The organism is Amycolatopsis sp. NPDC003676, from assembly GCF_053587275.1.
Map to the genome: position 1 here is coordinate 119966 of NZ_JBSFNS010000001.1, position 23374 is coordinate 143339.

The window sequence follows — 23374 nt, forward strand, 5'->3', positions numbered from 1 at the left end:
TTCCGCGGCGCGCACGCCGATAGTCGCGATCAGTCCAGATCCAGCGCCGGAGTGTCCTGCAACAGAGCTTGCGTGTACGCGTGCTGCGGCGAGTCCAGCACCTGGTCGACCGCGCCCTCCTCCACGATGACCCCGGTATCGAGAACCGCGACCCGGTCCGCGATCGCCCGGACGACCGCCAGGTTGTGCGTCACGAACAGCAACGTCAGGTTTTTCTCCGCGCACAGCCGTTCGATCAGCAGCAAGATCGACGCCTGGACCGAAACGTCGAGCGCGGACGTGATCTCGTCGCAGACCAGCAGGCTCGGATCCGTCGCGAGGGCGCGCGCGATGGTCACCCGCTGCCGTTCGCCGCCGGAGAGCTCGGACGGACGCCTCGTCGCCAGCCGCGGGTTGAGCGCGACGTCGTCGAGCAGGGCGTCCACCCGCTCGTCCAATTCGGCGGAACCGGCGACCGAGCCGAGCGTGATCAGCGGTTCGGCGATCGAGTCCCGGACGGACCGGCGCGGGTTCAGCGCCTCGGACGCGTTCTGGAAGATGTACTGCACCGCCCGGCGTTCCTCGCGCGACCGGTTCCGGGCGCCGAACCGCAACGGGCTCCCGCCGACGGTCATCGCCCCGGTCGCCTCTTCGTGCAGTCCCGCGATGCACCGGCCCAGCGTCGTCTTGCCGGAACCCGATTCGCCGACCAGCGCGGTCACCAGGCCGCGCGGCACGTCCAGGTCGATGTCCTTCAGCACCTGGTAGCCGGAGTACGAAGCGGTCAGCTCGCGCACCGACAGGAACCCATGACCGGCTTCCGCCGGAGCGCTTACGCGCCCGGCGAGGGCTGCGTTGGCGGGCGGCGAACTGCGCACGACCTCGGTCCGGCGGCACATCGCGACGTGGCCGGATTCGAGTGCCACCGGCTGGATCTCGCCGGTCCGGCACTCCGGTTCCGCCAGGTCGCAGCGGGCCGCGAAAACGCACCCGTCGGGCCGTTCGTCCAGCGGGGCCACCCGGCCGCGCACTGAACTCAGCACGCGCCGCCGGTGCGGATTGGGGATGACCTGGATCAGCCCGCGGCTGTAGGGATGCCCGGCGGCGCGGACGATCGCATCGGCCGGTCCCGCCTCGACGAGCCGTCCGTAGTACATCACCCCGATCCGGTCGGCCAGTCCGCCGACGACCGCCAGGTCGTGGCTGACGTAGATCCCGGCGGTGCGGTGCCGTGCGCACAGCTCTCGCACCATCCGCAGCACGTGCGCCTGGGTCGTGACGTCGAGGCCGGTGGTCGGCTCGTCCAGCACTACGACCTTAGGATTGCAGATGAAGCCCATCGCGATCACGATCCGCTGCTGCTGCCCGCCGGAGATCTCGTGCGGGTAGCGCCGCAGGAATTCCTTCGTGGACGGAAGGCGCACGTCTTCGAGGATGCGCTCGATCCGTTCCCGTTGCTCCGCCTTGGAATCGACCCCGTGCACGGCCAGTGTTTCCGCGAGCTGAGCACCGAGCCGACGGCACGGGTTGAGCGAGGAGAACGGGTCCTGCGGCACGTAGGAGATCAGCTCGCCGCGCCGTTTGCGCAGCGCCGGGCCGCGCAGCGACAGGACGTCGACCCCGTCGACCACGACGGAACCTCCGGTGATGCGGGTGCCGGGCCGCGCGTAGCCGAGCAGCGCCGAGCCGACCGTCGTCTTCCCGGACCCGGATTCGCCGATGACGCCGAGGATCTGGCCGGGCCGGAGGCTGAACCCGATGTCCCGCACCACGTTCACGTCCCGGTCCGCGAGATCCACCCGCAGGTCCGCGACCTCGATCGCCTGCTTCACCGTCTCCGCGACCGCCGTCATGCCGACTGCCCTCGCCGTCCGCTGAGGCCGGCGGCCTGCCCGAACGCGTCGGTCAGCAGGTTCGCCCCGACGGTGATGACCGCGATGGCGGCGACTGGCAGCAGCACCGGCAACGGGTTGGACAGAAGCATGGACTGGTTTTCGCTGATCATCATTCCCCAATCGACCGAGGGCGGCTGGCGGCCGAAGCCGAGGTAGGCGAGCGACGAGACGATGCCGATCGACCACGTGACCCGGATGCCGAACTGCACGGTGAGCGGCGCGACGATGCTCGGCAGGATCTCCCGGACGAGGATCCGCCGCCGCGGCACGCCGATCATTTCGGCGTACTGGACGAATCCGCGCCCGATCACCGCCAGCGAACCGCTTTCGACCACGCGCGCCACATACGGGATGTGCGAGATCGCGATGGTCACGACGATGATCCACCAGTTGACGCCGATGATGGACAGGAACAGCAGCGCCAGCAGCAGCGACGGGAACGACAGCACGATGTCGAGGATCCGCATGATGACCTGCCCGAGGACACCGCGGCGGTAGCCCGCGATGAGGCCGAGCACCACTCCGGCCCCGACGCCGACCGCGGTCGCGAGCAGTGCCAGCGCGAGGATCACGTTGCCGCCGTTGAGAAATCGGCTCAGCACGTCCCGGCCCAGCCCGTCCGCGCCCAGGACCGTCCCGTCGCCGGGCAGCGCATACGGCGCGCTGATGAGTTCCGAAGCGGAGTGCGGGCTGAAGAACGGCCCCAGGAACGCGACCGCCGCGACGAGAACCACCAGGGCGAGGCCGATCCGTCCTTCGGTCCGGCGCAACGCGGCTCGCACGAGCAGGCTGAATCCGCCGCGTTGTTTGTGCCTGGTGCGCTCGCCGACCGCGGCTTCGGCCGTTTCGACGTCCGTCATCGTGCCCCCTTGCGAAGGGTCGGTGTCATCGCGACAGTTCCGAGGTCCGCGACGCTGTTCAAAATCACGTAGACCGCGGCGAGCATCAGCGCCAGTGCTTGGACCACCGGCAGGTCGCGGCTCTGGATCCCTTGCACGAACGCGAATCCGATGCCCGGGAACTGGAACACGGTCTCCACCACCACGATCCCGCCCGCGAGATACGCCAGGGTCTGCGCGCTGACCTGGAACACCGGACCGGCGATCGCGGGCAGCGCGTGCTTGACGATGACCTGCCGTTCGGGCACGCCCTTCAACCGCGCCATCGCCACGTAGTCGCTTTCGAGCGCCTCGAGCATGCAGGCGCGCACTGTGCGGGCGATGTACGGCAGGCTGACGATGACCAGCGTCAGCACCGGCAGCACGAACGCGCTGGCTTGGGACAAGAGCGGCTGGTCCGGATCGATCAGCGACACCGCCGGCAGCACGTGCAGCACGTTCGTCGCGAACAGGGCGACGAAGAGCAGACAGAACACGAACTCCGGGATCGCCACGATCACCAGCATCACGACACTCGCGGTGTGGTCCGCCGCGCGGTCCCGGCGGATCGCGGTCAGGATGCCGATCGCGGTCGCCAGCGGGAGCGCGATGACCCCGGTGACGACCAGCAGGACGAGCGTGTTGGCCACCCGGTCGCCGATCAGCGCGCCGACGCTCATGTTGGTGGCCAGGGAGTTGCCGAGGTGCCCGTGCACCAGATCAGTGAGCCACAGCCAGTATTGCGCGACGAGCGGCTGGTCGAGGTGCATCCGGGCGCGGAGGCTTTCGAGCGCCGCGGGGGTGGCCTGCTTGCCGAGCTGGACGAGCGCGGCGTCGCCGGGAAGCGCCTGGGTGGCGGCGAAGACGACTATCGAGATGATCACGAGGGTGAGCAGCGCGAAAAGCACTCGCGCCGCCAGCATTCGCTTCATCGGCGGGTCCTTCCCATGGTGGGGACGTCCGGCGCAGCTGCGGCGGGACGGGAAACCGGCGGCCGGGAATCGCGGCGAGGCACTACATACGTACCAGTTGGTTTGAACGAAGCTACTGGGCGTTTCCGCAGGTGTCAACGCTTCGGGGAGCCCGGCCGCCGACCCGTTACGCGCTCGTGTTCCTGGCTTCCGGGATCGCTGCGACCGCGTCGACGACGACCCGGGCCGCACCGTCCAAACAGGTCACTTGGGTGACGCGCGGCGGATACGGGCCCGGCGCGAGCCGCTCGTTCAACGCGGTCCAGAACCCGGCCCGGTCGTCGTCGGAGACCAGGTAGCAGTTGAGCTTCACGAGATCCGCGAGCGTGCATCCGGCCTCCGCCAGCGCGGCGGACAGCCGGTCGAGGCAGATCCCGGTCTCCTCGGCCAGCGTCGTCGCCTCGGGCAGCCGGTCGCCCGTCGCCCAGTCCAGAGCGGCGGCTTCGGCGAACACGAGACCGCCCGCCGCCACGCCCATCGAACGACCCAACCGGTCGCTGTCGAAGAAGCCGGGGTTCACCGCGGCCCGTCCGCCCGGTGGTTTGACCGCCACCACTTCGATCTCGACCCGGCAGTCCCCGGCCAGCCCGGCGACAATCGTCAGGCACTTCGGGTAGGGGCCCGGCGCGAAGACCTCCTTGAACGCCTCGCGGAATTCCGCGCGGTACCGGTCGTCGGAGAGGTAACAGTTCACCTTCACGATGTCCGCGAGGGTGCCGTCGGCCTGCTCCAGCGTCTTGAGGATCCCGGCAAGGCAGATCCGCAGTTCGTCGGCGATGGTGACCGCCTCGGGCTGCCGGGTAAGCGTGGTCAGGTCCAGCGCCATCCCGCCGAGGAAGACCAGATCCCCGATCACCGCCGCGCCGCCGAGACCGAATTTGCGCCGCAACTCCGGGTCGCTGCCGGGGTAGGTGAGAAAAGCAGTCACCGTCAGTCCTTTCCTTCTCCCACAGGGCGTACAGCGATCGCGTCCACCTGCACTCGGCAGTCGCTCACCAGGTCCATGCGCACCATCGCGCGGGACGGATACGGCCCTGGCGCGAGGAGATCGCGCCACGCCGCCGCGAAGTCGAGCCGGTGTTTCTCCTCGCTGACGAAGCACGTCACCTTTGCCAGGTCCCGCAGCGTGCAGCCGGCTTCGGCGAGCGTCCGTTCGATCCGTTGGAGAATCACGCGGGTCTCGTCCTTGATGGTGTCCGCTTCGGACACTCGCTTCATCGTGGCGACGTCGATGGCCGACGCCGCGGTGAAAACCATGTTCCCGGCAACGGTTCCCGCCGCTATTCCGGCGGCGTTGGTGCTGAGCAGCTGTCGCATTGCTCGCCTCTCAGTCGGTGGTCAGGCATTCGGGGTCACGTTGCGGAGCCCTTCGGACGATGCGATCGCCCTGGCCAGCTCCACGAGCGCGATTCCCTGGGTGCGGGCCGATCCGGCCGGATCCGCGGCGAGGGTCTGGTCCGGGGTGTAGCTGTCGGCGTTCAGGTACAAGCCGGGCGAAACTACGTGCGCGGCGAAGAAATCCACCAGCACCCCGCGCATCGCCTGCAAGCCAAGGAAGTGGTGGTCGCTGCCTGCCGTCGCGACGATCGCGACCGCACGAGCGGTGAGCGGTGCGTCCTCGGTGCCGTATTCGCCCCGTGGCATGACGTCCAGGAGTGCTTTGAACGGCGACGCGTACGACGCGCGATACATCGGTGCGCCGAAGACGAAGGCGTCCGCGTCCGCCATCCGCGCCACGACTTCAGCCGGGTCTTTGTGTTCTGCCAACTGGACCAGCTCGGTGCCGGCTCCGGCGCTCGCCGCGCCGTCCAGTACTGCCTGCAGCGCTGCCGCGGTTCGCCCGCCGACGCTCGGCGAGCAGCTGACCGCCATCACCTTCATCTGGTTCACCACCGCGACAGGACGAGCTTGTGGTCGGTGTAGAAGTCCAGCGGCCCGTCGCCGCAGATGTGCAGGTCGCCGTAGAACGACGAACCGGCGCCGCCCATGGTGAAGTTCATCGGCGGGGCCGGGAACGTGTTGATGCCGACGTTGCCCGCCGTCGAGCGCTGCTCGAACTCCCGGGCGATGGAGCCCGACCGGGTGTATACAGTCGCGGCATTGCCGAACTCGGTGTCGTTCGCCAGCTCCACCGCGTCGTCGAACGAGGCGGACCGGTGGATGTTGACGATCGGGCCGAAGGTCTCGTCGCGGTCGACGGGAGAACCCGGCTCGACGTCCACGAGCACAGTCGGGCCGAGGAAGTACCCGTCCGGCGTGCCGCTGACCGGCCGCACGCCCCGGCCGTCCAAAACCGCCTTCGCTCCCCCGCTGATCGCCGCGTCCACTGTCGCTTCGAGACGTTGCTTACTCTGCGCGCTCACCACCGGCCCCATCGTCGTGCGCGGATCGAGACCGCTGCCGACAACAAGTTCCGACGCCCGCGCGACGACCATCTCCACCAGCGAGTCGTAAACGCTCTCGGCGGCGATGACGCGAGTATCGGCGAGACAGCGCTGCCCAGCCATCCCGAAGACCGACGAGACGATGCCTGCTGCCGCCCGTTCCAGATCGGCGTCCTCGGCCACCACGATCGGGTTTTTGGCGCCGCCGTTCGCCTGGACCCGTTTGCCCTCGGCCGCGGCGGCCGCGTAGATGGACCGCGCCGTCGGCGTCGAGGTGATGCAGGAGACCGCGGCGACCTCGGGGCTGGCGATGAGCCGCTTGACCGCGTCGGCGCGCCCGTGCACCAGGTTCAGCACCCCCGGCGGCAGCTCGGCCTCTTCGAGGATCTTGATCAGGTGCGTCGACGCGTACGGGTCCTGTTCGGACACTTTGAGCACAAGCGTGTTGCCGCACACGAGCGCCCAGGCGGCGAACTGCCCGGGGTTCATCACCGGGAAGTTGGACGGGGTGACCGCGGCGCACACGCCGAGCGGGACTCGCACGCGGCGGGCGTCGAGGCCGGCCGCGACATTCCCGCTGGCCGATTGGTAGATCATCGGTGCCGCCGCGGCGCATTCGATCGCGTCCACGAGCCGGGTGACCTCGCCGCGCGCCTCGTCCAGCGTCTTGCCCTGGTCGAGCGAGACGGTCTCGGCGAGCGCCTCGGCATCGCGCTGCACCAACGCCTTGAACCGGTTGACGTAGGCGACCCGGCGGCTCAGCGACAGCGCCGACCACGGGCCGAACGCGTCCGCCGCGGCCCGGACCGCGTCGTCCACATCGGACTCGCCGGCCGCTGCGACCTCGCCGAGCCGCGCGCCGGTCGCCGGATCGAAGACGGCGATGGCTTCGGCGCCGTTTCCGGTGCGCCACTGCCCGCCGACGAACTGGCGCGGCTCCGGACGCTGTGCTGTTGCAGAACCCATAGTGACCTCGTTCTCGTTGCCTTGGCCGGTCAATGAACCAACCGGTTGGTAGTCAGATCTCCCGACGGCTTTCGGGGACAGTGCCGGTGCCTAGGCCGTCGACGACGAGGCTGCCGAAAGCCTCGCCGACTTCCCGCGGTGTCACCGCCCCCTGCGGATCGAGCCAGTGGTACGCCCAGGCCCCGATGCCGATCACCGCGAACGCCAGCAGTTTCGGCGGCACCGGCGCGGTGAACTCGCCGTTCGCGATGCCCTTTTCGAGCACCTCGGTGACCAGCCGTTCGAACTCCGTCCGCTTGCGCCGGATCTCCGCGAACGTCCGGCCGGACAGGAACCGGTACTCCTGCATGAAGATGGCGATTTCCGCCCGGTAGACGCTGATCGGCTCGATCAGCACCTCGACCATGACGCGGCGCAGCAGCTCGTCCGGCGGGCCGCCGCTGGCGACGACGCCGCGCAGGAGGTCGAGCTGGTGGTCCACGAAATGGTCGTGGATCTCGTGCAGGACGTCCTCTTTGGTGTCGAAGTGGTGGTAGAACGCGCCTTTCGTCAGCCCGGCCCCGGCCACGATCTCCTGGACGGACGTCGCGTGGTAGCCGTGTTCCTCGAACAGCCGCACCGCGCTGTCGAGCAGGAGCTGGCGCGTGCCGTCCGGATCGCGCACCGGAGGCGTCTTCTTGCGGGCTCGGGCGGGCATCGGGCAGCTCCGTTCAGCGCGCCGCGGCGCCGGACTCAAGGTGCTCGCCGGTGAAGAATTTCCGGCGGGCATAGGCCAGAGCGTGCGAACCGTCGTCAGCGGAGCCCTCGACGACCGCGCCGACGAAAATGATGTGATCGCCCGCCGGAACGGCCTGTTCGACCCGGCACACCACGTGCGCGGCGGCCGCGTCGAGCAGGATCGGCCCGCCGCCGGCCGCCGGGAGCGTCCATCGTTGGTCCTCGAACTTGCGGTCGGATTTGGTCGCGAAGCGCATCGCCACCGGTTCGCATCCGGTGCCGAGGTAGTTGATGGTGAAGGCGTTGGTTTCCTTGATCGCCGCCAGGGTGTTCGAGCCGCGGTCGATGCACGCCAGTGCGAGCGACGGTTCCAGCGAGACCGAACAGACCGCCGAAACGGTCAGGCCGTAGGGCTGTCCGTCCGCGCCCATCGCGGTGACCACAGCCGCTGGCCCTGGTGCGGCCGCCATAATCGTTTTGAACGTCGTCAGGTCGATCATTTCGCTCCTCGCCGATCCGGCGGGCCCGTTCAGCCCACGTGCGCGATGACGGTCTTGAGTTCGGTGTAAACGTCTTCCATCGGGTACCGGCCCTGGGTGCGGCCGAGGCCGCTGAGCTTCCCCGCGCGACCGCCGTACGGCAGGTGCACCTCGGCGCTGGACGTGCTCGTGTTGACGTTGACCGTCCCGGCCGGGGCCTTCTCGGCGAACCGGAGGCCCCTGGCCAAGTCCTTGGTGTACACAGCCGCGGACAGCCCGTACGGCGAGGCCTGCATGATCTGCAGCGCTTCGGTTTCCGAGCTGATCCGCTGCAGCGGGGCCACCGGTCCGAATGTCTCCTCAACCGCTACTGCCATCGACTCGGTCACGTCGGCGAGAACCGTCGGCTGCCAGTACAGGTCGGTCGGGAATCCCGCCGCCCGCTCGCCGCCGAGCAGCACCTTCGCTCCGTCGGCGACCGCGGAACGCACGTGCTGGTCGATCTTTCCGGCGACGACGGCGTTGTTCACCGGACCCATCGTCGTGTCCTCGGCGAACGGATCGCCCAGCTTGATCTCCCGGCGCACGGCCGCGGTGAAGGTTTCGGCGAATTCGTCGTAGATCGCCTCGTGGACCAGGAACCGTCCGGCCGCGATGCAGTTCTGGCCGGCGCAGTAATAGGTCGAGGACACCGAGCCGGGGATCGCGAGGGCGAGGTCGGCGTCGTCGAGCAGGACGGTCGGGCCGTTGCCGCCAAGTTCGATCAGCTGTGCCTTGCCCGCCGCGCGCTGCGCGACCCGGAGGCCGGTCGGCACGGAGCCGGTGAACGCCACCACCTGCACGTCCGGATGCCCGCTCAGCGCGTCGCCGACGACCGCGCCCTGCCCGGTCACCAGGTTGAGCACGCCCTCGGGCAGCCCGGCGTCGATCAGGCAGCGGGCGAACTCGTGGCACGTCAGCGTCGTGGTCGGCGCGGGCAGTGCCACGACGGTGTTCCCGGACGCGAGCGCCGGGGCGACCTGGCCCGCCATGGTGCCGAGCGGGAAGTTCCACGGCCCGATCGCGGCCACGACTCCCCTCGGCACGCGAGAGATGAGCACTCGTTTCGCGGTGTCGGCGAGCGGCGGGAGAATTCCGTCGAGGCGCTTGGCGCATTCGACGGCGCTCTGGAAATACTCGATCGTCTCGTCGACCTCGCCGAGTGCTTCGACGCGATAGGGCTTGCCCTGTTCGGACGCCAGCAACCGGGCGAGATCCTCGCGCCGCTCCGAGATCACCTCGATCGCGCGCTCTAGGAACCGGATCCGTTCGAAGACCGACGTCGCCGCCCATGCCTCGAACGCGTCCCCTGCGGCCGCGACCGCGGTCTCGACATCCGCCGGGGCGCCAAGCGCGAAGCTGCCGAGGAGTTCGCCGGTAGCCGGGCTGACGGCGTCCTGCCGTTCGGCCCCGGCCGACTCGACCGGCCTGCCGCCGATGATCGGTCCGGCGTGGACGGAAATCGCTGTCGCGGTCATGCGCGGCCCTCCGGTCGGACCGCGGTGGCGTCGAGGTGGACGCGGTGTTCGCCGGAGATGCCGGCGACCTGGGTGATGCGCACCAGCCGAACGTCCAGCGAGGCGAACCGTGCGTCCCAGGTCTGCCAGAACTCGCCCCGGTAGCCGTCGTCGGAGAGGTAGCAGTTGACCTTCACGAGATCGCCGAGGCCGCACCCCAGCTGTCCCAACGTCTTCTCCAGTTCGTCGAGACACTTCGCGGTCTCGTCGGCGACGGTCCCGGCACTTGCCGCGGAAGCGGTCGCGAAGACGAACCCGCCGGCGAGCACTGCCGCCGAGCCTTCGCTGTCGAGGAAAGCAGTCATGACGCGTCCTTGAGTTCGGCGGCCGCCTTGCGCACCGCGGGGAGGACCTCGTCGGCCAGCAGCCGCAGAGTCGTCTCCAGTTGGTCGTCGGAGACCCGGCCGAGCGCGAGCGACCAGTGCTCGATGCCGTAGTCGCGGTGCATCCGGATCATCCGTTCGGCCACCGTGTCCGGCGAGCCCACGAGGAGGTAGTCGCGGTCCATCATCAGGTCGAACGGCTTCATCGACTCGAACGCCGGATCGCTCGGATCCTCGTCCTCCTCCAGCCACTCCCCCAGTCCGCGCACCCGTTTGATCAGGTTGAACCGGACCGCGACCTGCTCCTCCATCATTTCGCGGGCCGCTGCGTCGGTGGCTGCTACGCAGGTGTCGCGCACCAGCACGCAGGGACCAGGCATGTAGGAGGGCGGGCCGCCGTGCTGTGCGGCGACCTCGGCGTAGGCCGCGCCCAGTTTCTGCGCGCGCCGGGGAGTCGAATGCGAGGTGATGATTCCCAGCCCCTGCCGTGCCGCGGACCGGAAGCCTTCGAGTCCTTGCGACACCGCGTAAAGCGGCGGCGTCGGCGACTGCACCGGCTGCGGGAGCACGGCCAGCCCGGCCAGATAGCCGTCACTGTCGTGATAGGACTCATACGCCTTGGCCGGCCATTTCGTCTTCGGCCGCGGGATCTGGTAACGCTCGGACTGCCAGCTGAACGGATCCTCCGTCCACGCCGCCCGGACCATGGCCAGGTGCTCGTCGAAGATCGCCCGGGACCGCGCTTCGTCGGCCCGGTCGGCATCCGGATTCAGGTTCACGATCTCCCCGGCGAGAATGCCGCGCGAGAACGCGACATCGACCCGGCCGCCGCTGAAGTGGTCGAGCATCGCGAGGTCCTCGGCCAGCCGGATCGGGTGCCACAGCGGCAGCGACACCGCCGCCATCCCGAGCCGGATCTGCGACGTCCGGGCGGCCAGGTCCGCGCACAGCAGCACCGGGTTGGGCAGCTGGTCGGTGCCCTCGGCGTCGAAATGGTGCTCGCCGAGCCACATCCCGTCGAAGCCCAGTTCGTCGGCGAGCACGACCCGGCGGCGGACCTCGTCCAGCAAATCCGACCACGCCCGTCCCCGCCCCTGATTCGCGAGCACGTAGAACACGTCAAACCGCATACCGACCATCCCTCACTGCCACGGTGTTGGGTTCATTCCCCGCGCTCACGGCAGCAATCCGATGCCGGGCGCGCCCTCGTCTTCTTCGTCGGCCGCCGCGGCGGGTTCCCGCGGCGGCCCCATGTCGTAGGTGACCCCCAGGTCGCCGCCGACGTCGTACTCCTTCAGCGCGGGCAGCACCTCTTTGGAAAGGAGCGAGAAATTGGCGTCGGCGATGTCTTCCGGCATGCCGCCGTAGGCCGGGACCATCAGGACCCCGCCCGCGTTCAGCCGGTCCACATATTCGAGCACTTGCGCCGTGACCTGGTCCGGCGTTCCCCACACCTGCAGATCGGCGAGGAAGCTGCTGAAGCCCTCGATGCCGTGTTTGGCGATGTTGCGGCTCAGCCCCGCGTAGTACTCGTAGCCCTCGATGTCGGCGAAACCCACATTGTCGAACTCGTAGTGCTTCACCGTCGAAAGCGCGTAATTCTGCAGATAATGCTCGCGAATATGCTGCGCCTTCTCCTCCGTGGGCGCCGCGCCGACGAACAACGCGATAATCGGCTTGGGCGGCTGCGTCCCGTTGATCTCGGCGAACCGGCGCCGGTAGTTCTCCAGTTCCCGCTCGACGGTGTGCCACGGCTTCTGCGCGATCACCATGATGCCGACGCCGAGCCGGGCGACCAGGTCGATCGATTCCGGGGAGATCGCCGAGGCGAAGGTCCGACCGCGGAAGCTCGCGTACGGCTCGGGCCGGATCTCGACGCGCGGCTGCCGGTACAGCTCCCCGTCGTACTCCATCACCCCGGTTTCGAGTCCGGCGGTGATCGCTTCGGCGTACTCGGTGAACAGCCGGCGCGAATGCCCCATCTCGACCCGGAGACCCTCGAACTCCGTCCGGCCGAGCCCGCGCCCGATGCCGAGCAGCGACCGGCCGCCGGAGAGATGGTCGAGCAGGGTGAAGCTTTCCGCGACCCGGACCGGGTCGTTCCACGGCAGCACCGACACCATCGTGCCCAGCCGCAGCCGCGACGTCTGCCCGGCCAGCCACGAGAGGAACTGGGGGACGTTCGGAGTCATGTCGTAGTCGGTGAAGTGGTGTTCCGGAGTCCACACCGAGTCGAAGCCCGCCGCCTCCGCCTCCAGGGCGTAGCGCGTCTCGTGCCGGTAGACCTCGGCGTCGGTCCGGCTTCGCCCGAGATTCTGGAAGATCAGTGAAAGACCCGTGTGCATGGAGACCGCCCTGTCTGGCTGACGAAGCTAGTTCCGACTAGTCGGTATGACGTTAGAGAGGCGACACGCTCGAAGTCAAGGCCGCCCCGCAAGGCTTGCATACCGTCCGGTCGGTTGCATAGGGTGCTCGGCAAGGACCGGCCCGCGCGGTTTTCGCCGGCCGTCCTCCCGACGACCCGGCAAGGAGCCCGATCGTGACGCAATTCCTCACTCCCCCGGCCTCAGGCGCGGCGAGCAGCGGTTTCGTCTTCGCTTCCGCGAGCGGCCCGCACCCAGGCACGACCGCGGACGAAGCCCGCGCCTGTGTCGAGCAGATCGCCGCGACGCTCGCCTCGGCCGGACGCGGGCTGGCGAACGTCGTCAAGGCGAACATCTGGATCGCCGACGAGGCCTTCCACGACGATGTCGCAGCCGCGTATCGCGCGGCGCTGGGACCCGATTGCCGTGCGGTGCTGACGATCCTGGCCGCCGGAGTCGCCGGCGGTGGCCGCGTGGCGATCGATGTCGTTGCCGCACAACCGGATGCCGCTCCGGTCGCGCCTTTCGTCTACGCGTCCAGCCTCGCGATCGACGTCGCGACCATGCGCCGGGTACCGGAGGCCGCCACGATCGCCGGTGAGACAGCGGTGGTCTTCCAGCGCATCGGGAAGCAACTCGATGCCGCCGGACTGTCCGTGAAGGACATCGTCAAGACGACGACGTACGTGCGCGACGAGTCCTACCTCGAGGAATTCGAACAAGCGTACCGGGAAATCTTCGCTTCCCAGGATTTGCCCGCTCGCTGCACGGTCCTGCTGGGACTGGCCGGCGACTGCCGGATCCAGGTCGAGGTCACCGCCGCGGCGTGACCGCCCGGCACTAGCGACGAGGAAGGGCTCTGCATGCTGCTGGAAACCTGCGAATGGGGAAATCCCGACGGCCCGCCGGTCGTCCTGGTGCACGGTGTGGGCTCGCACGCCGGAAGCTGGCGCAAGGTCGTCGACGAACGCTGGGGAAAACGGTTCCGGATCATCGCGTTCGACCTGCGCGGGCACGGCCGCTCCGGATGGGAACCGCCGTGGACGCACGCCACCTACGTGGACGACCTGCTCGAATCGGTCGACGCACTCGGGCTCGACCGGCCGGACTGGGTCGGGCGGTCCTTCGGTGGCAGGCTGATGCTCGACCTCGCGGCCCGCGCCCCCGAGCGGATCCGCCGGCTCGCACTGCTGGAACCGGTCGTGCGGATCCCGGCCGAGCTGGCAAGGCATCGCGCCGAACAGGAATTGACCGGCGGGGAATGGGATTCGTTCGAACAGTTCGTCGCCAGCCGCGAAAACCTCGGCCCGGACGTCGATGTCGAGAAGTTCAAGGCGGAGCTGGCCGACGAGTTCGACACCCTCCCGGACGGGCGGCTCAAGCGGCGCACCAGCCAGGCGGCCGTCGTGTCCATCTTCAGCGAGTTCGCTGCGCCGGCGCCGCCGCCGGAAACGCTCCGCGTCCCGGCCATGCTCCTGTACGCACCCGCGTTCGGTCTGGTCACCCCGGAACAGCTTGAGGCTTACCGGCCGTACCTGGAGCAGGTCGTCGAGGTGCCCGGGCTGCACCAGATCCTGACCACGGCGTTCGACGAAACCGCGGACGCGGTGGAAAAGTTCCTGCTTGCGCCCTAGTTCCAGGCCGTGCGCGGGGTCGTTGTCCGTGAGGGGACCCCTGAGCAGATTCAATGCCAGGAACTTACTGGTAAGCCGCGTGGCACCGCGCCTGTTGATCGTCCACAAAGGACACCAATACTGGAGAAATGCCCGATTGATACCCATGTGACCGGGTGCGCGGGGCCGTGAGGGCCTCCCTGAGGGAATCTGATTCCCTCAGGGAGGCCCTCACGGACGATGATCCTGCTCTCGCCGCTCGCGCTGGGCCTGGCAAGAGCCCGTCGACCCCTTTGGCCCGGGCGGACGCGCCTCACACCGCACACATGACGCAGCCTTAAGTTCCTGGCATTGGGAATCAGATTCCCTCAGGGGTCCCCTCACGGACAACAAGAACCAGTCAAATGGTGGCGCGTCAGGCTTGGCGTCCTTTGTGGACGCCCAGCAGCCGGGGAGGCCGCACCACTCAACCCCGTGGCATTGCCGGGATTCTTTCAAGGGGCCCTTCACGACCCTCCGGTCAGTCGTTGCGCAGCCCGCGTTCGCGCAGCCGCGGCATCAGGTGGTCCCGCATCTGCTCGACGCCCCGGTGCGGATCGAAGAAGCACAGCGCGACCTGCCCGACCCCCGCCTCGTGCAGGCCCGCCAGCTTGTCCGCGACCGTGTCGTAGGAACCGAACAGCTGATAGCCGTGCATGCCGAGGCCGAACTGCGTGTAGCGGTCCTCCCCCAGGCCCAGGTACCGGTCTTCGAGATCGGCCTCGGGACCGAGCCCGGTGCGGATGATGTGATTCCGCAACGCTTCCCGGTCGATCTCGTCGGCCATCCAGCGGACCTTCTTCTCTGCCTCGGCGTCCGTCTCCTCCATCACCACGTAACACCTCGCGCAGATCCGGATCTTGCGCCCGTACTGGGCGGCCGCGGCGTGGATCTTCTCCGCCTTGGTGCGGTACTCGTCCAGGCTGCCGCCGGTGACGTTGCTCGCGATGAACATCAGATCGCATTGCCGGGCGGCGTAGTCGAACCCGATGTCCGACTGTGCCGCGCTCATCAGCAGCGGACGCGGCGAGGACTTCGGCCGCGGGCTCACTTGGGCTCCGTAAGCCTGGAAGTACTTGCCTTCGAAGTCGATCGGGTGGTCGGAGGTCCACAGGTACTTCAGCAGCGTGGTGAACTCGTCGGCGATTTCGTACTTCTGCTCGCGGGACGGCTTGTCGCCGATGCCGAACTGCGCGTAGTCGTTGGCGTTCGTGGACGCGATGATGTTGACGCCCAGCCGCCCGCCGGCAACGTGGTCAGTGGCCGAGGTGATCTTCGCGAGCCAGAGCGGATGGACGCCGTAGCCGACGTGGAACGTCGTGAGCAGGCCGAGACGTTCGGTGATCGCCGCCGCGGCGGCGGGCGCGGTGGCGAAGTCCAGCGCCGAGTCGTTCCAGCCGATCTCGCCGCCGAACCCGCTCCACATCCCGTATTGCAACTGGCTGTCGAAGCCCGCGGCCTCGGCCCCTTTCAGCAGCTTCGAGGCCGATGGCCATTCCCAGAAATCGCGCAGCCGCGCCGGGTCGCTCAGCACCGCTTTGGTGGCCGACAGGCCCGACCGCACGTTCCAGGCGAACAGGGACAGATGCAGCGGATGGTCGCCGGAGAGGTCGGGCTGGCCGCCGGGATCGAACGGCCCCCGCAGCACCTCGGCCTTCTCGGTACCGGACTTGAGCTGTCGGATCGACTCGGGCATTTCTCCTCCTGCTCGGAGTTTCGGATGATTCCCGGCTCAGGTGACGTGCAGGCGTTCGCCGGGTGCGACGTCCAGCTGGTGGTGCCGAAGCGGTGCACGGCCTTGCACGTGCTCGACGAAGTAGTCCCAGAGCCGCTTCTGGTAGTACGGCTCGGTCGTGTAGTGGTGGTCGCGGCCGGGCAGCGGCAGCACGTCGAAGTCCTTGCCCGCGTCGATCAGCGCCGCCGTGAACCGCAGCACCCCGGAGGGTTCGACCTGTTCGTCGAGATCGCCGTAGACGATCGCCAGTCGCCCGGACAACCGTGCCGCGTAGGTGCTCGGCGACAGGCGCGCGTAATTCGGCGCAATCTCGTCCGGGGTCCGTCTCGCGGAGCGGCCGTCGCCGTAGTCGGGTTTGCCGAAGTGCGGTTCGGGGACGTAAGCCGAGGAGAAGCTCGGGTCGAGAGCGGGCGAGCTGGCGAAACCGACCGCGTAGAAGTCCGGTTCGAGCAGCATCGCCATCACCGTGCCGTAGCCGCCGGAGGAATGCCCGCTCACGCCGACGCGTGTCAGATCCATCCAGGGCCGGGTGCGGGCGGCGTCTTCGATCGCTGCGCGGTGGTGCTTGATCCCGAACCGGTCGCGCTCGCCCCAGGTCAGATCGCGGAACGCCCGCGAGCGGATCGGCGTGCCGGGGCCGTCGAGCAGAACGACGGCGAAGCCCATCTCGGCCAGCGAGTGCAGGCCGAACATGAACATGCCGTTGAGTCCTTCGAGGAAGCTGCGCGGCTGCGCCAGCACCTGGTGACCGCCGTAGATGCGCTCCAGCACCGGCCAGCTGTCCCGTTCGGCGAACCAGCGTGGCTTGACGAGGACGCCCCAGACGTCGGTCTCGCCGTCGGCGGCCTTGGCACGGAACACCTCGGGAGGCGTCCAGCCGATCTCGTCCAGCCCGCTGGTGTCGGCGCGCGCGAGTTCGCAGACGTCCTTGCCGTCGGCGTCGCGGAGCAGGATCACCGGCGGCAGATCTACGCGGGAGATGTTGTCCACGAAGTACTTTCCCGACGGGGCGACGCAAGAACGGAGATCCGCTCGCTGTCCGCTGTCCCGGATCACAGTGCCGAACGGAACGGCCGGGAACGCGTGGTCGGCGTCCTCCGGCGTCAGGCACTTCAATCCGGCGTTGGGTTCCGTACCGTCCAGGTCGACGCGGTACAGCGCGCGCAGATAAGGGTTTCGCCCGGATTCGACCCCGCCCGCGGTGAAGAAGACCTGGCGGCCGACCGTGCGGACGACGTCTTGGACGACCCAGTCGCCGTCGGTCACCTGCCGCGCCGCGCCCGTCGCGAGGTCGATCAGCCACAGATGCGGCCAGCCGGAAGCGAAGGTGAACCAGAGCAGTTCGTGCCGCTCGGGCAGATACCGGACGTTGTCGTCGTGGAACCACACGTTGTTGAACCGGAACATGTGGTCGTACTCGAGGTAGACCACGCGCGCCGCGCCGGTCGTGGCGTCGATCTCGACGACGGCGGCCTGGTCCTGGGCGGTCGTGGACGCCAGCGCGACGATCGTGCCGCGCGCGGTCCACCACGCGTGCCAAGGAAGAATCCGCAGTTCCCCAGGAAGCGAACCGACGCGCACGCGCGAACAGTCCGCCACGTCGAGCAGATACCACTCCCACCGGGAGTCCTCGGCGTCGCCGCTCATTTTCCCGCACACATAACGCACCTTGGGCAGCACGTCGCCGTCGTGCGGGATGTTCTCGACGAACGGGTACGCCGTCACCGCGCGTTCATCGACCCGCGGCACGAGCGCACGGGTCCCGTCGGGATTCCAGAAACAGCCGATCGTGCCGGGCGGACGGCCGGTGCGGTCGCGGTCAATCCGGTCGTCGGAGGCGTCCGGGGCTTCGGCCCAGCCGCGGTGCTCCTCGCCGTCGGTGGTCAACTGCCGTTCGGTGCCGGACGGGGTGCGAACCCAGAGGTTGTGGTCCCGAACGAACAGTTCTTCGCCACGCGGGCCGAGGAAACCGTTCGGGTCCGGGACCGGCAGTTCGGTGCTGCTGCCGTCGCGGAGGTCGATCCGCAGCCGGGCGCCGTCGACGGACACAATGACGGAATCCCCGTCGTACTCGACCGCATCGATGGGCAACCGGGCCGGATCCGCGCCGAGCGCCCGCGCGACCAGCTCGTGGTCGAATGCCGGACAGCGCGCGCCGTTCGCAGCGTCGACCAGCAGGAACTCGTCGCCGGCGTGGTGCTCGTGCCGGAACCAGAACCGGTCTTCCCCTGGCAGCCAGGTCGGAACGATCAGCAGGTTCGTGGCTCGTTTCAGCAGCTCGCTCGGCCACAGCTGCGCAGCCCGCTCGTAGTCTTCCGGCCCCAGCGCATGGTTGTCCGACGTCATCGTGCCCTTCCCTACGCGCCGACGAAACGCGGCTTCCGCTTCTCGCGGAACGCGGCCATCGCCTCCGCGGAGTCCTGAGTGGACTGCACTACCGCCTGCTCGGCCGCGACCATCGACAGCGAGGTCCGGAAGTCGAGGTGCTCGCCGTCGCGCACCAGGCGCTTGATCGCCCGGATCGCCACGGGCGGCCCGTCCGCCAGCCGCCGGCACAGCCGCGCCGCCTCCTCGGCCAGTGCCTCCGGACTGTGCACGGACAGCACCAAACCCAGCTCCAGCGCCTCGTCCGCCTCGACGAACCGGCCCGTCCACAACAGCTCCAGAGCCCGTGCCCGGCCCACGATCCGGGGCAGCAGATGCGCACCGCCGTCACCGGGTATCAGCCCGACGCGCACATACGCCTCGGAGAACCTCGCCCGGTCGGAAGCCAGCCGGATGTCGCACGCGAGCGCCATGTCCATGCCCGCCCCCACCGCGACCCCGTCGACGGCCGCGATCAACGGCTTGTCGAGTTCCAGCGCTGCGGCGGCGACCCGGTGCACGCGCTGGGTGAGCACTTCCTGCCGTGCCAGAGTCGAGGTGATCTCGGCGAAGTCGTCCAGATCGACGCCCGCGCAGAACGCGTCTCCCGCGCCGGTGACCAGGACAATGCGCACGGCGGGGTCAGCGTGAGCGGACCGGAGCGCTTCGGCCCAGGCGTCGAGCATCGCGAGCGTGAAGGCGTTCTTGCGGTGCGGGCGGTTCAGCAGGATCGTGGCGATCCCGTCGTCCACTGTGTACTCGAGGTCAGCCATGCGGAGGTCCTTTCGCCGGTCACGAGCACACGAGCGGCCACAGCTCGCGCCGCCCGGCACCCGTCGCGAGGTCGGTGAGCAGTTCGTCCCAATGCCGGACGGACCCGAATTCCGAGCGCCACGCCAGCGCCGCGGCGGTGAATTCGTGCAATCGGTGCTCGCGGGTAGTCCCGATCGCGCCGTGCACTTGATGCGCGTTTCGCACCACAGTGGACACTGCGTGTCCAGCGCACGAACGAGCAGCGGCGACACGGAATTCCAGCCGTGGGTCAGCCCATCCGGTACGCACAGCCTCCGTCAACGCGGCGTCGGTCGCGGCCCGCGCCAGTCCGGCTTCCGCCGCGGCATCGACGACAAGGTGCTGCACCGCTTGGAACTTCGTCAGCGGACGGCCGAATTGGGCGCGCTCGCCCGCGTGCTGCACGGTCAGCTCGACAATCCGGTCCAGCACCGCGCAGACCTGGACCGCACGCGCGAGCGCACCGCGGAGCAGGAGGCGGTCGATCAGTTCGTCCGGTGCCGACACTCCGGGGAAGATCCCCAGGTCAGCCGTCACCCGGTCGCGCGGCTCGCCGGCGAGGTTCTCGCCCGGTTCGACGGTCAGGTTGGCCACGGCGGCATCGGTGACGCGCCATTTCCCGCCGCGCCGCCACACCAGCACCGCGCGGTCGCACTGCGAGAGCCACGGGACGGCGGCCGCCGTAGCATCGTCGTCAAGCAGGCAGACCGTGCGCCGCGCTCCGTCCGGCTCGATGCCGACCTCGTCCAGCAGCCAGCACGCCAGCAGATCGTGTTCGGCCAGCGGCGCCCGCACCCCGTGCGAGGCCGCGGCCCGCAGCAGTTCGGCTGCCTCCGGCCACCCGGCTCCGCTGCCGCCGCGCGATGCGCTGCCGGTCAACCGGACGAGACCAAGCTCCTCCAGCGTGCGCCACAGCTCCGGATCGCCCGGCACCGGTTCGGCGTGCTCGGCCCGGTAGTCCGCGAACACCGTCGCCATCAGCTCAGTCACGGACTGGTCCACGGCCGCCATCAGCGCATCCCCAATCCACGCGCGATCACGCCGCGCAATACCTCGTTCGTCCCACCGCGCAAGGTGAACCCGGGACGTTGGACCACAGCCTCTTCGACCAGTTCGCGGAACTCCGGCGGCGAATCCGGCTCGACGAGCAGATCGGCGAAGTCGGCGATGTCGCCCTCGGTCGTGGTGCCGAGCACTTTCACCACCGCTGCCGCGGTGTCGGCGGATTCGCCTCGTTCAAGCGCACCCGCGACGGCCAGCGACATCTGGTGCAGCCCAGTCAGCCGGGCGACATACCGGCCGAGGTCCGGCCGCCGCGGCACGGCACCGGATCCCATCTGCTCGGCGGTCTCGGCCAGCAGCGGGAACGTCGACAGGAACCGCTCCGGACCGCTGCGCTCGTAGGCCAGCTCCGAGGTCACCTGCTGCCAGCCGTCGCCGATCGTGCCGAACACCAGCGCGTCCGGGACGAACACCTCGTCGAGGTGAACCTCGTTGAAGTGGTGCTCGCCGTTCATGGAGAGGATCGGCCGGATCTCGACGCCCGGCGACCGTAGGTCCACGATGAACTGGCTGAGCCCGGCGTGCCGGCGCTCCGGATCCCGGGGGCTGCTGCGGGCGAGGCAGATGAACGCGTCGGCACGGTGCGCGCCGGACGTCCACACCTTCGTCCCGCTGATCCGCCAGCCGCCGTCGGCGCGCTCCGCCTTCGTTCGCACGCTCGCGAGATCCGAGCCGGAATCCGGCTCGCTCATCCCGATCCCGAAGAAGCACTCGCCGCGCGCGATCGCGGGCAGATAGCGGCGTTTCTGTTCCTCAGTGCCGTACTTCAGCAGCGACGGGACGATCTGCCGGTCCGCGATCCAGTGCGCCGCGACCGGCGCGCCCGCCGCGAGCAGCTCCTCGGTCACCACGAACCGCTCCAGATGGCTGCGCCCGTGTCCGCCGTACTCGGGCGGGACAGTCATCCCGAGCCAGCCCTTGGCCGCCAACGCCCGGGTGAACTCCTCGTCCCAGCCGGTCAGCCACGAATCGACCCGCGGCCGGTCCGGCCGCGCGGCGAGGAACTCCCTGACTTCGGCGCGCAGGTCCCGCTGCGAGCGGCCGTATCCGGACGGCGGGGGCACCAGCCTGGGCGGGGTCATGAGCACCGTCCTGTTCGAGGCAGCGGATTCAACAATCCGACTAGTTGGTATTGAAGGTATCCGCGCGGCCGCTTCCCGTCAACCACAAGGGAAACTGCCCGCGCAGCGACCAGGCCTTCAGGCCCGCTTCTTGCCCTTCGGCAACGATCCCTGACGCAAGCCGTCGACCACGATTTCGCCGAAAGCCTCGCCGATCTGCCGAGGCGTCATCGCGCCGCGCGGGTCGAGCCAGGTGTGCGCCCACGCCGCCACGCCGATGACCGCGAACGCCAGCACCCGGGGGGTGGCGACCGGCTTGAACGCGCCCGCCTCGATCCCCTGCTCGATCACCTGCGTGACGAGCCGCTCGAACTCGTCGCGCTTGCGCCCGATCGAGGCGAAGGTCTTGCTGGAAAGAAACCGGTGCTCCTGCATGAAAATGGAGATCTCGGAGCGGTAGATGCTGATCGGCTCGATCAGCACGTCGGTCATGATCCGGCGCAGCACCTCGTCCGGCTCGCCGCCCTCGTCCAGCACCGAATGCAGCCGCTTGAGCTGGAAATCGATGAACTGGTCGTGGATTTCGTGCAGGACGTCTTCTTTGGTCTCGTAATGGTAGTAGAACGCGCCCTTGGTGAGCCGTGCTTCGTCGACGATCTTCTGCACCGAAGTGGCGTGGAATCCGTCCCGTTCGAACAGCTTCAGCGAGGCGTCGACGAGCGCTTTCCGGGTGGCCTCCGGATCGCGGGGCGCCCTGGCCCGGCTCTGTGCGGCCGCGCGCTTTCCGGTGCGCGCCTGAGCGGCAGCCATCCCGTGCTCCTCATCTGGCCAACCCGGGCGGGTTGTGGATACCGACCGTTCAGACTGTAGCAGACGGTAACCGCTGACCAGGGGATCCCGGGAGCCCGCGCGCCGGGCGTCCCGCTCAGCCGAACGCCGCCTGCGCCTCGTCCCGGACCGGCTCGTCGGCGTAGCCGACCCCGATGTCGCCGCCGACTTCGTGCGCCTTGAGCGCGGGCAGCACCTCCCGGGCGATCAGGTCGAAGTTGGCGTCCGCGACCTCGACCGGCATCCCGCCGTAAGCCGGGACGAGAAGAACCGCCCCCGCGTCGAGGAATTCGACGTAGCCGAGCAGCTTTTCGACCACTTGCTCCGGCGTCCCCCAGACCTGGAGGTCGGCGAGGAACCCGCTGAACTTGTCGATGCCGTGCCGGGCGATGTTGCGGCTGAGACCCGCGTAGTACTCGTAGCCCTCGATCTCGGCGAAGCCCACATTGTCGAATTCGTAGTGCTCGACCGTGGAAAGGGCGTACCGCTGCAAATACACGTCGCGCAGCTCCTGGGCTTCCCGCTCGGTCGCCGCCGCCCCGGCGAACACGCAGATCACCGGTTTCGGCGCCTCGCGGCCGTTGATCTCGTAGAACCGCTTGCGGTAGGCAGCCAGCTCGGCCCGCACGGTCTCCCACGGCTTCTGCGCGATGACCATCAAGCCGATGCCCAGCCGCGCCATCAGGTCGATCGACTCGGGCGACACCGCCGAGGCGAACGTCCGGCCGCGGAACGACCCGCGCGGCTCCGGCCGGATGTCCACCCGCGGCTGGGCGTAGACCTCTCCCCCGTACTCCAGGACACCGGTCTCCAGCGCACTCGTGATCGCCTCGGCGTACTCGGTGAACAGCTTCCGCGACTTGCCCATTTCGACCTGGAAGCCGTCGAACTCCGCCCGGCCGAGGCCGCGCCCGATGCCCAGCAGCGACCGGCCGCCGGAAAGGTGGTCCAGCATCGTGAAGCTCTCCACGACGCGGATCGGGTCGTGCCACGGCAGCACCGACACCATCGTGCCGAGCCGCAGCCTGCTGGTCTGCCCGGCGACCCAGGACAGGAACTGCGGCACGTTCGGCGTCAGCTGGTAGTCGGTGAAGTGGTGTTCCGGCGTCCACACCGAGTCGAAGCCCAGCTCCTCGGCCCTCGCCGCGTAGCGCAGTTCGTGCGCGTAGACGTCGCCGTCCGCGCGCCGGCGCCCCAGATTCTGGAAGACCAGGGTCAGTCCCGTATGCATCTCGGCTCCCGTAGATTCCGACTAGTTGGTATGTGAACCATAGAGCCTGTCGCGAACGGGCGTCAATGACAGGGTGGCTTCTCTTGAGATCTTCCGTATCACGTTGGCCATCAACGCTTTCTTTGACATCGCACGCCC

22 protein-coding genes are annotated in these 23374 nt (G+C 68.8%); 2 read left to right on the forward strand and 20 right to left on the reverse strand.

The window, feature by feature from the left end; all coding sequences use genetic code 11:
* Positions 1-29: 29 nt before the first annotated feature.
* From ACWDNU_RS00555 to ACWDNU_RS00615, 13 genes are all read right to left on the reverse strand, one after another.
* Positions 30-1832, reverse strand: a complete 1803-nt coding sequence (locus ACWDNU_RS00555; protein WP_449667108.1) for an ABC transporter ATP-binding protein — start codon at positions 1830-1832, stop codon at positions 30-32.
* A complete protein-coding gene (locus tag ACWDNU_RS00560) occupies positions 1829-2734 on the reverse strand; it encodes an ABC transporter permease (RefSeq protein ID WP_449667109.1) in 906 nt (301 codons plus the stop codon). The genes ACWDNU_RS00555 and ACWDNU_RS00560 overlap by 4 nt, the downstream gene beginning before the upstream one ends.
* Positions 2731-3684, reverse strand: coding sequence for an ABC transporter permease (locus tag ACWDNU_RS00565; RefSeq protein ID WP_449667110.1), 954 nt, complete (start codon positions 3682-3684; stop codon positions 2731-2733). Before ACWDNU_RS00565 ends, ACWDNU_RS00560 begins: the two co-directional genes overlap by 4 nt.
* Before the next feature lie 166 nt (positions 3685-3850).
* Complete coding sequence (locus ACWDNU_RS00570; protein WP_449667111.1) at positions 3851-4651, reverse strand: RidA family protein; 801 nt, start codon at positions 4649-4651, stop codon at positions 3851-3853.
* A 2-nt stretch (positions 4652-4653) separates the two neighbouring features.
* Positions 4654-5040: a RidA family protein gene (locus tag ACWDNU_RS00575; RefSeq protein ID WP_449667112.1), complete on the reverse strand. Its 387-nt coding sequence runs from the start codon at positions 5038-5040 to the stop codon at positions 4654-4656.
* Between the two features lie 21 nt (positions 5041-5061).
* Complete coding sequence (locus tag ACWDNU_RS00580; protein ID WP_449667209.1) at positions 5062-5604, reverse strand: flavodoxin family protein; 543 nt, start codon at positions 5602-5604, stop codon at positions 5062-5064.
* Positions 5605-5609: 5 nt separating this feature from the next.
* The gene (locus ACWDNU_RS00585; RefSeq protein WP_449667113.1) at positions 5610-7073 is read right to left on the reverse strand and encodes an aldehyde dehydrogenase family protein; all 1464 of its coding nucleotides are present in this window, start codon (positions 7071-7073) and stop codon (positions 5610-5612) included.
* A gap of 52 nt (positions 7074-7125) precedes the next feature.
* Positions 7126-7770, reverse strand: a complete 645-nt coding sequence (locus tag ACWDNU_RS00590) for a TetR/AcrR family transcriptional regulator (RefSeq protein ID WP_449667114.1) — start codon at positions 7768-7770, stop codon at positions 7126-7128.
* Between the two features lie 13 nt (positions 7771-7783).
* Positions 7784-8290, reverse strand: coding sequence for a flavin reductase family protein (locus ACWDNU_RS00595; RefSeq protein ID WP_378309413.1), 507 nt, complete (start codon positions 8288-8290; stop codon positions 7784-7786).
* A gap of 29 nt (positions 8291-8319) precedes the next feature.
* Entirely contained in the window at positions 8320-9786 is a 1467-nt protein-coding gene (locus ACWDNU_RS00600; RefSeq protein WP_449667115.1) for an aldehyde dehydrogenase family protein, read from the reverse strand.
* Positions 9783-10130 (reverse strand): RidA family protein, encoded by a 348-nt coding sequence (locus tag ACWDNU_RS00605; RefSeq protein ID WP_449667116.1) that lies wholly within the window; start codon positions 10128-10130, stop codon positions 9783-9785. Before ACWDNU_RS00605 ends, ACWDNU_RS00600 begins: the two co-directional genes overlap by 4 nt.
* Positions 10127-11278: an LLM class flavin-dependent oxidoreductase gene (locus ACWDNU_RS00610; RefSeq protein WP_449667117.1), complete on the reverse strand. Its 1152-nt coding sequence runs from the start codon at positions 11276-11278 to the stop codon at positions 10127-10129. Before ACWDNU_RS00610 ends, ACWDNU_RS00605 begins: the two co-directional genes overlap by 4 nt.
* A 45-nt stretch (positions 11279-11323) precedes the next feature.
* Positions 11324-12493 carry an LLM class flavin-dependent oxidoreductase gene (locus ACWDNU_RS00615; RefSeq protein ID WP_449667118.1) on the reverse strand — a complete coding sequence of 390 codons (1170 nt, stop codon included), beginning with the start codon at positions 12491-12493 and terminating at the stop codon, positions 11324-11326.
* 194 nt (positions 12494-12687) lie between these two features.
* On the opposite strand from ACWDNU_RS00615, the gene ACWDNU_RS00620 reads away from it, so the two are divergent.
* Both ACWDNU_RS00620 and ACWDNU_RS00625 read left to right on the forward strand, forming a co-directional pair.
* The gene (locus ACWDNU_RS00620; protein ID WP_449667119.1) at positions 12688-13341 is read left to right on the forward strand and encodes a RidA family protein; all 654 of its coding nucleotides are present in this window, start codon (positions 12688-12690) and stop codon (positions 13339-13341) included.
* A 33-nt stretch (positions 13342-13374) separates the two neighbouring features.
* Positions 13375-14145, forward strand: coding sequence for an alpha/beta fold hydrolase (locus ACWDNU_RS00625; RefSeq protein WP_449667120.1), 771 nt, complete (start codon positions 13375-13377; stop codon positions 14143-14145).
* A gap of 499 nt (positions 14146-14644) precedes the next feature.
* On the opposite strand, the gene ACWDNU_RS00630 is transcribed toward ACWDNU_RS00625, so the two are convergent.
* The 7 genes from ACWDNU_RS00630 to ACWDNU_RS00660 all read right to left on the reverse strand — a co-directional run bounded on the left by ACWDNU_RS00630 (position 14645) and on the right by ACWDNU_RS00660 (position 23236).
* Complete coding sequence (locus tag ACWDNU_RS00630) at positions 14645-15859, reverse strand: LLM class flavin-dependent oxidoreductase (RefSeq protein ID WP_449667121.1); 1215 nt, start codon at positions 15857-15859, stop codon at positions 14645-14647.
* Between the two features lie 36 nt (positions 15860-15895).
* Positions 15896-18244, reverse strand: a complete 2349-nt coding sequence (locus ACWDNU_RS00635) for a DPP IV N-terminal domain-containing protein (RefSeq protein WP_449667122.1) — start codon at positions 18242-18244, stop codon at positions 15896-15898.
* Positions 18245-18255: 11 nt separating this feature from the next.
* The gene (locus ACWDNU_RS00640) at positions 18256-19035 is read right to left on the reverse strand and encodes an enoyl-CoA hydratase/isomerase family protein (protein WP_449667123.1); all 780 of its coding nucleotides are present in this window, start codon (positions 19033-19035) and stop codon (positions 18256-18258) included.
* A 19-nt stretch (positions 19036-19054) separates the two neighbouring features.
* Positions 19055-20065 (reverse strand): acyl-CoA dehydrogenase family protein, encoded by a 1011-nt coding sequence (locus tag ACWDNU_RS00645; protein ID WP_449667124.1) that lies wholly within the window; start codon positions 20063-20065, stop codon positions 19055-19057.
* The gene (locus tag ACWDNU_RS00650; protein ID WP_449667125.1) at positions 20065-21198 is read right to left on the reverse strand and encodes an acyl-CoA dehydrogenase family protein; all 1134 of its coding nucleotides are present in this window, start codon (positions 21196-21198) and stop codon (positions 20065-20067) included. Before ACWDNU_RS00650 ends, ACWDNU_RS00645 begins: the two co-directional genes overlap by 1 nt.
* A gap of 117 nt (positions 21199-21315) precedes the next feature.
* Positions 21316-21987: a TetR family transcriptional regulator gene (locus ACWDNU_RS00655; RefSeq protein WP_449667126.1), complete on the reverse strand. Its 672-nt coding sequence runs from the start codon at positions 21985-21987 to the stop codon at positions 21316-21318.
* Positions 21988-22102: 115 nt separating this feature from the next.
* Positions 22103-23236, reverse strand: coding sequence for an LLM class flavin-dependent oxidoreductase (locus ACWDNU_RS00660; RefSeq protein WP_449667127.1), 1134 nt, complete (start codon positions 23234-23236; stop codon positions 22103-22105).
* Positions 23237-23374: the final 138 nt, after the last annotated feature.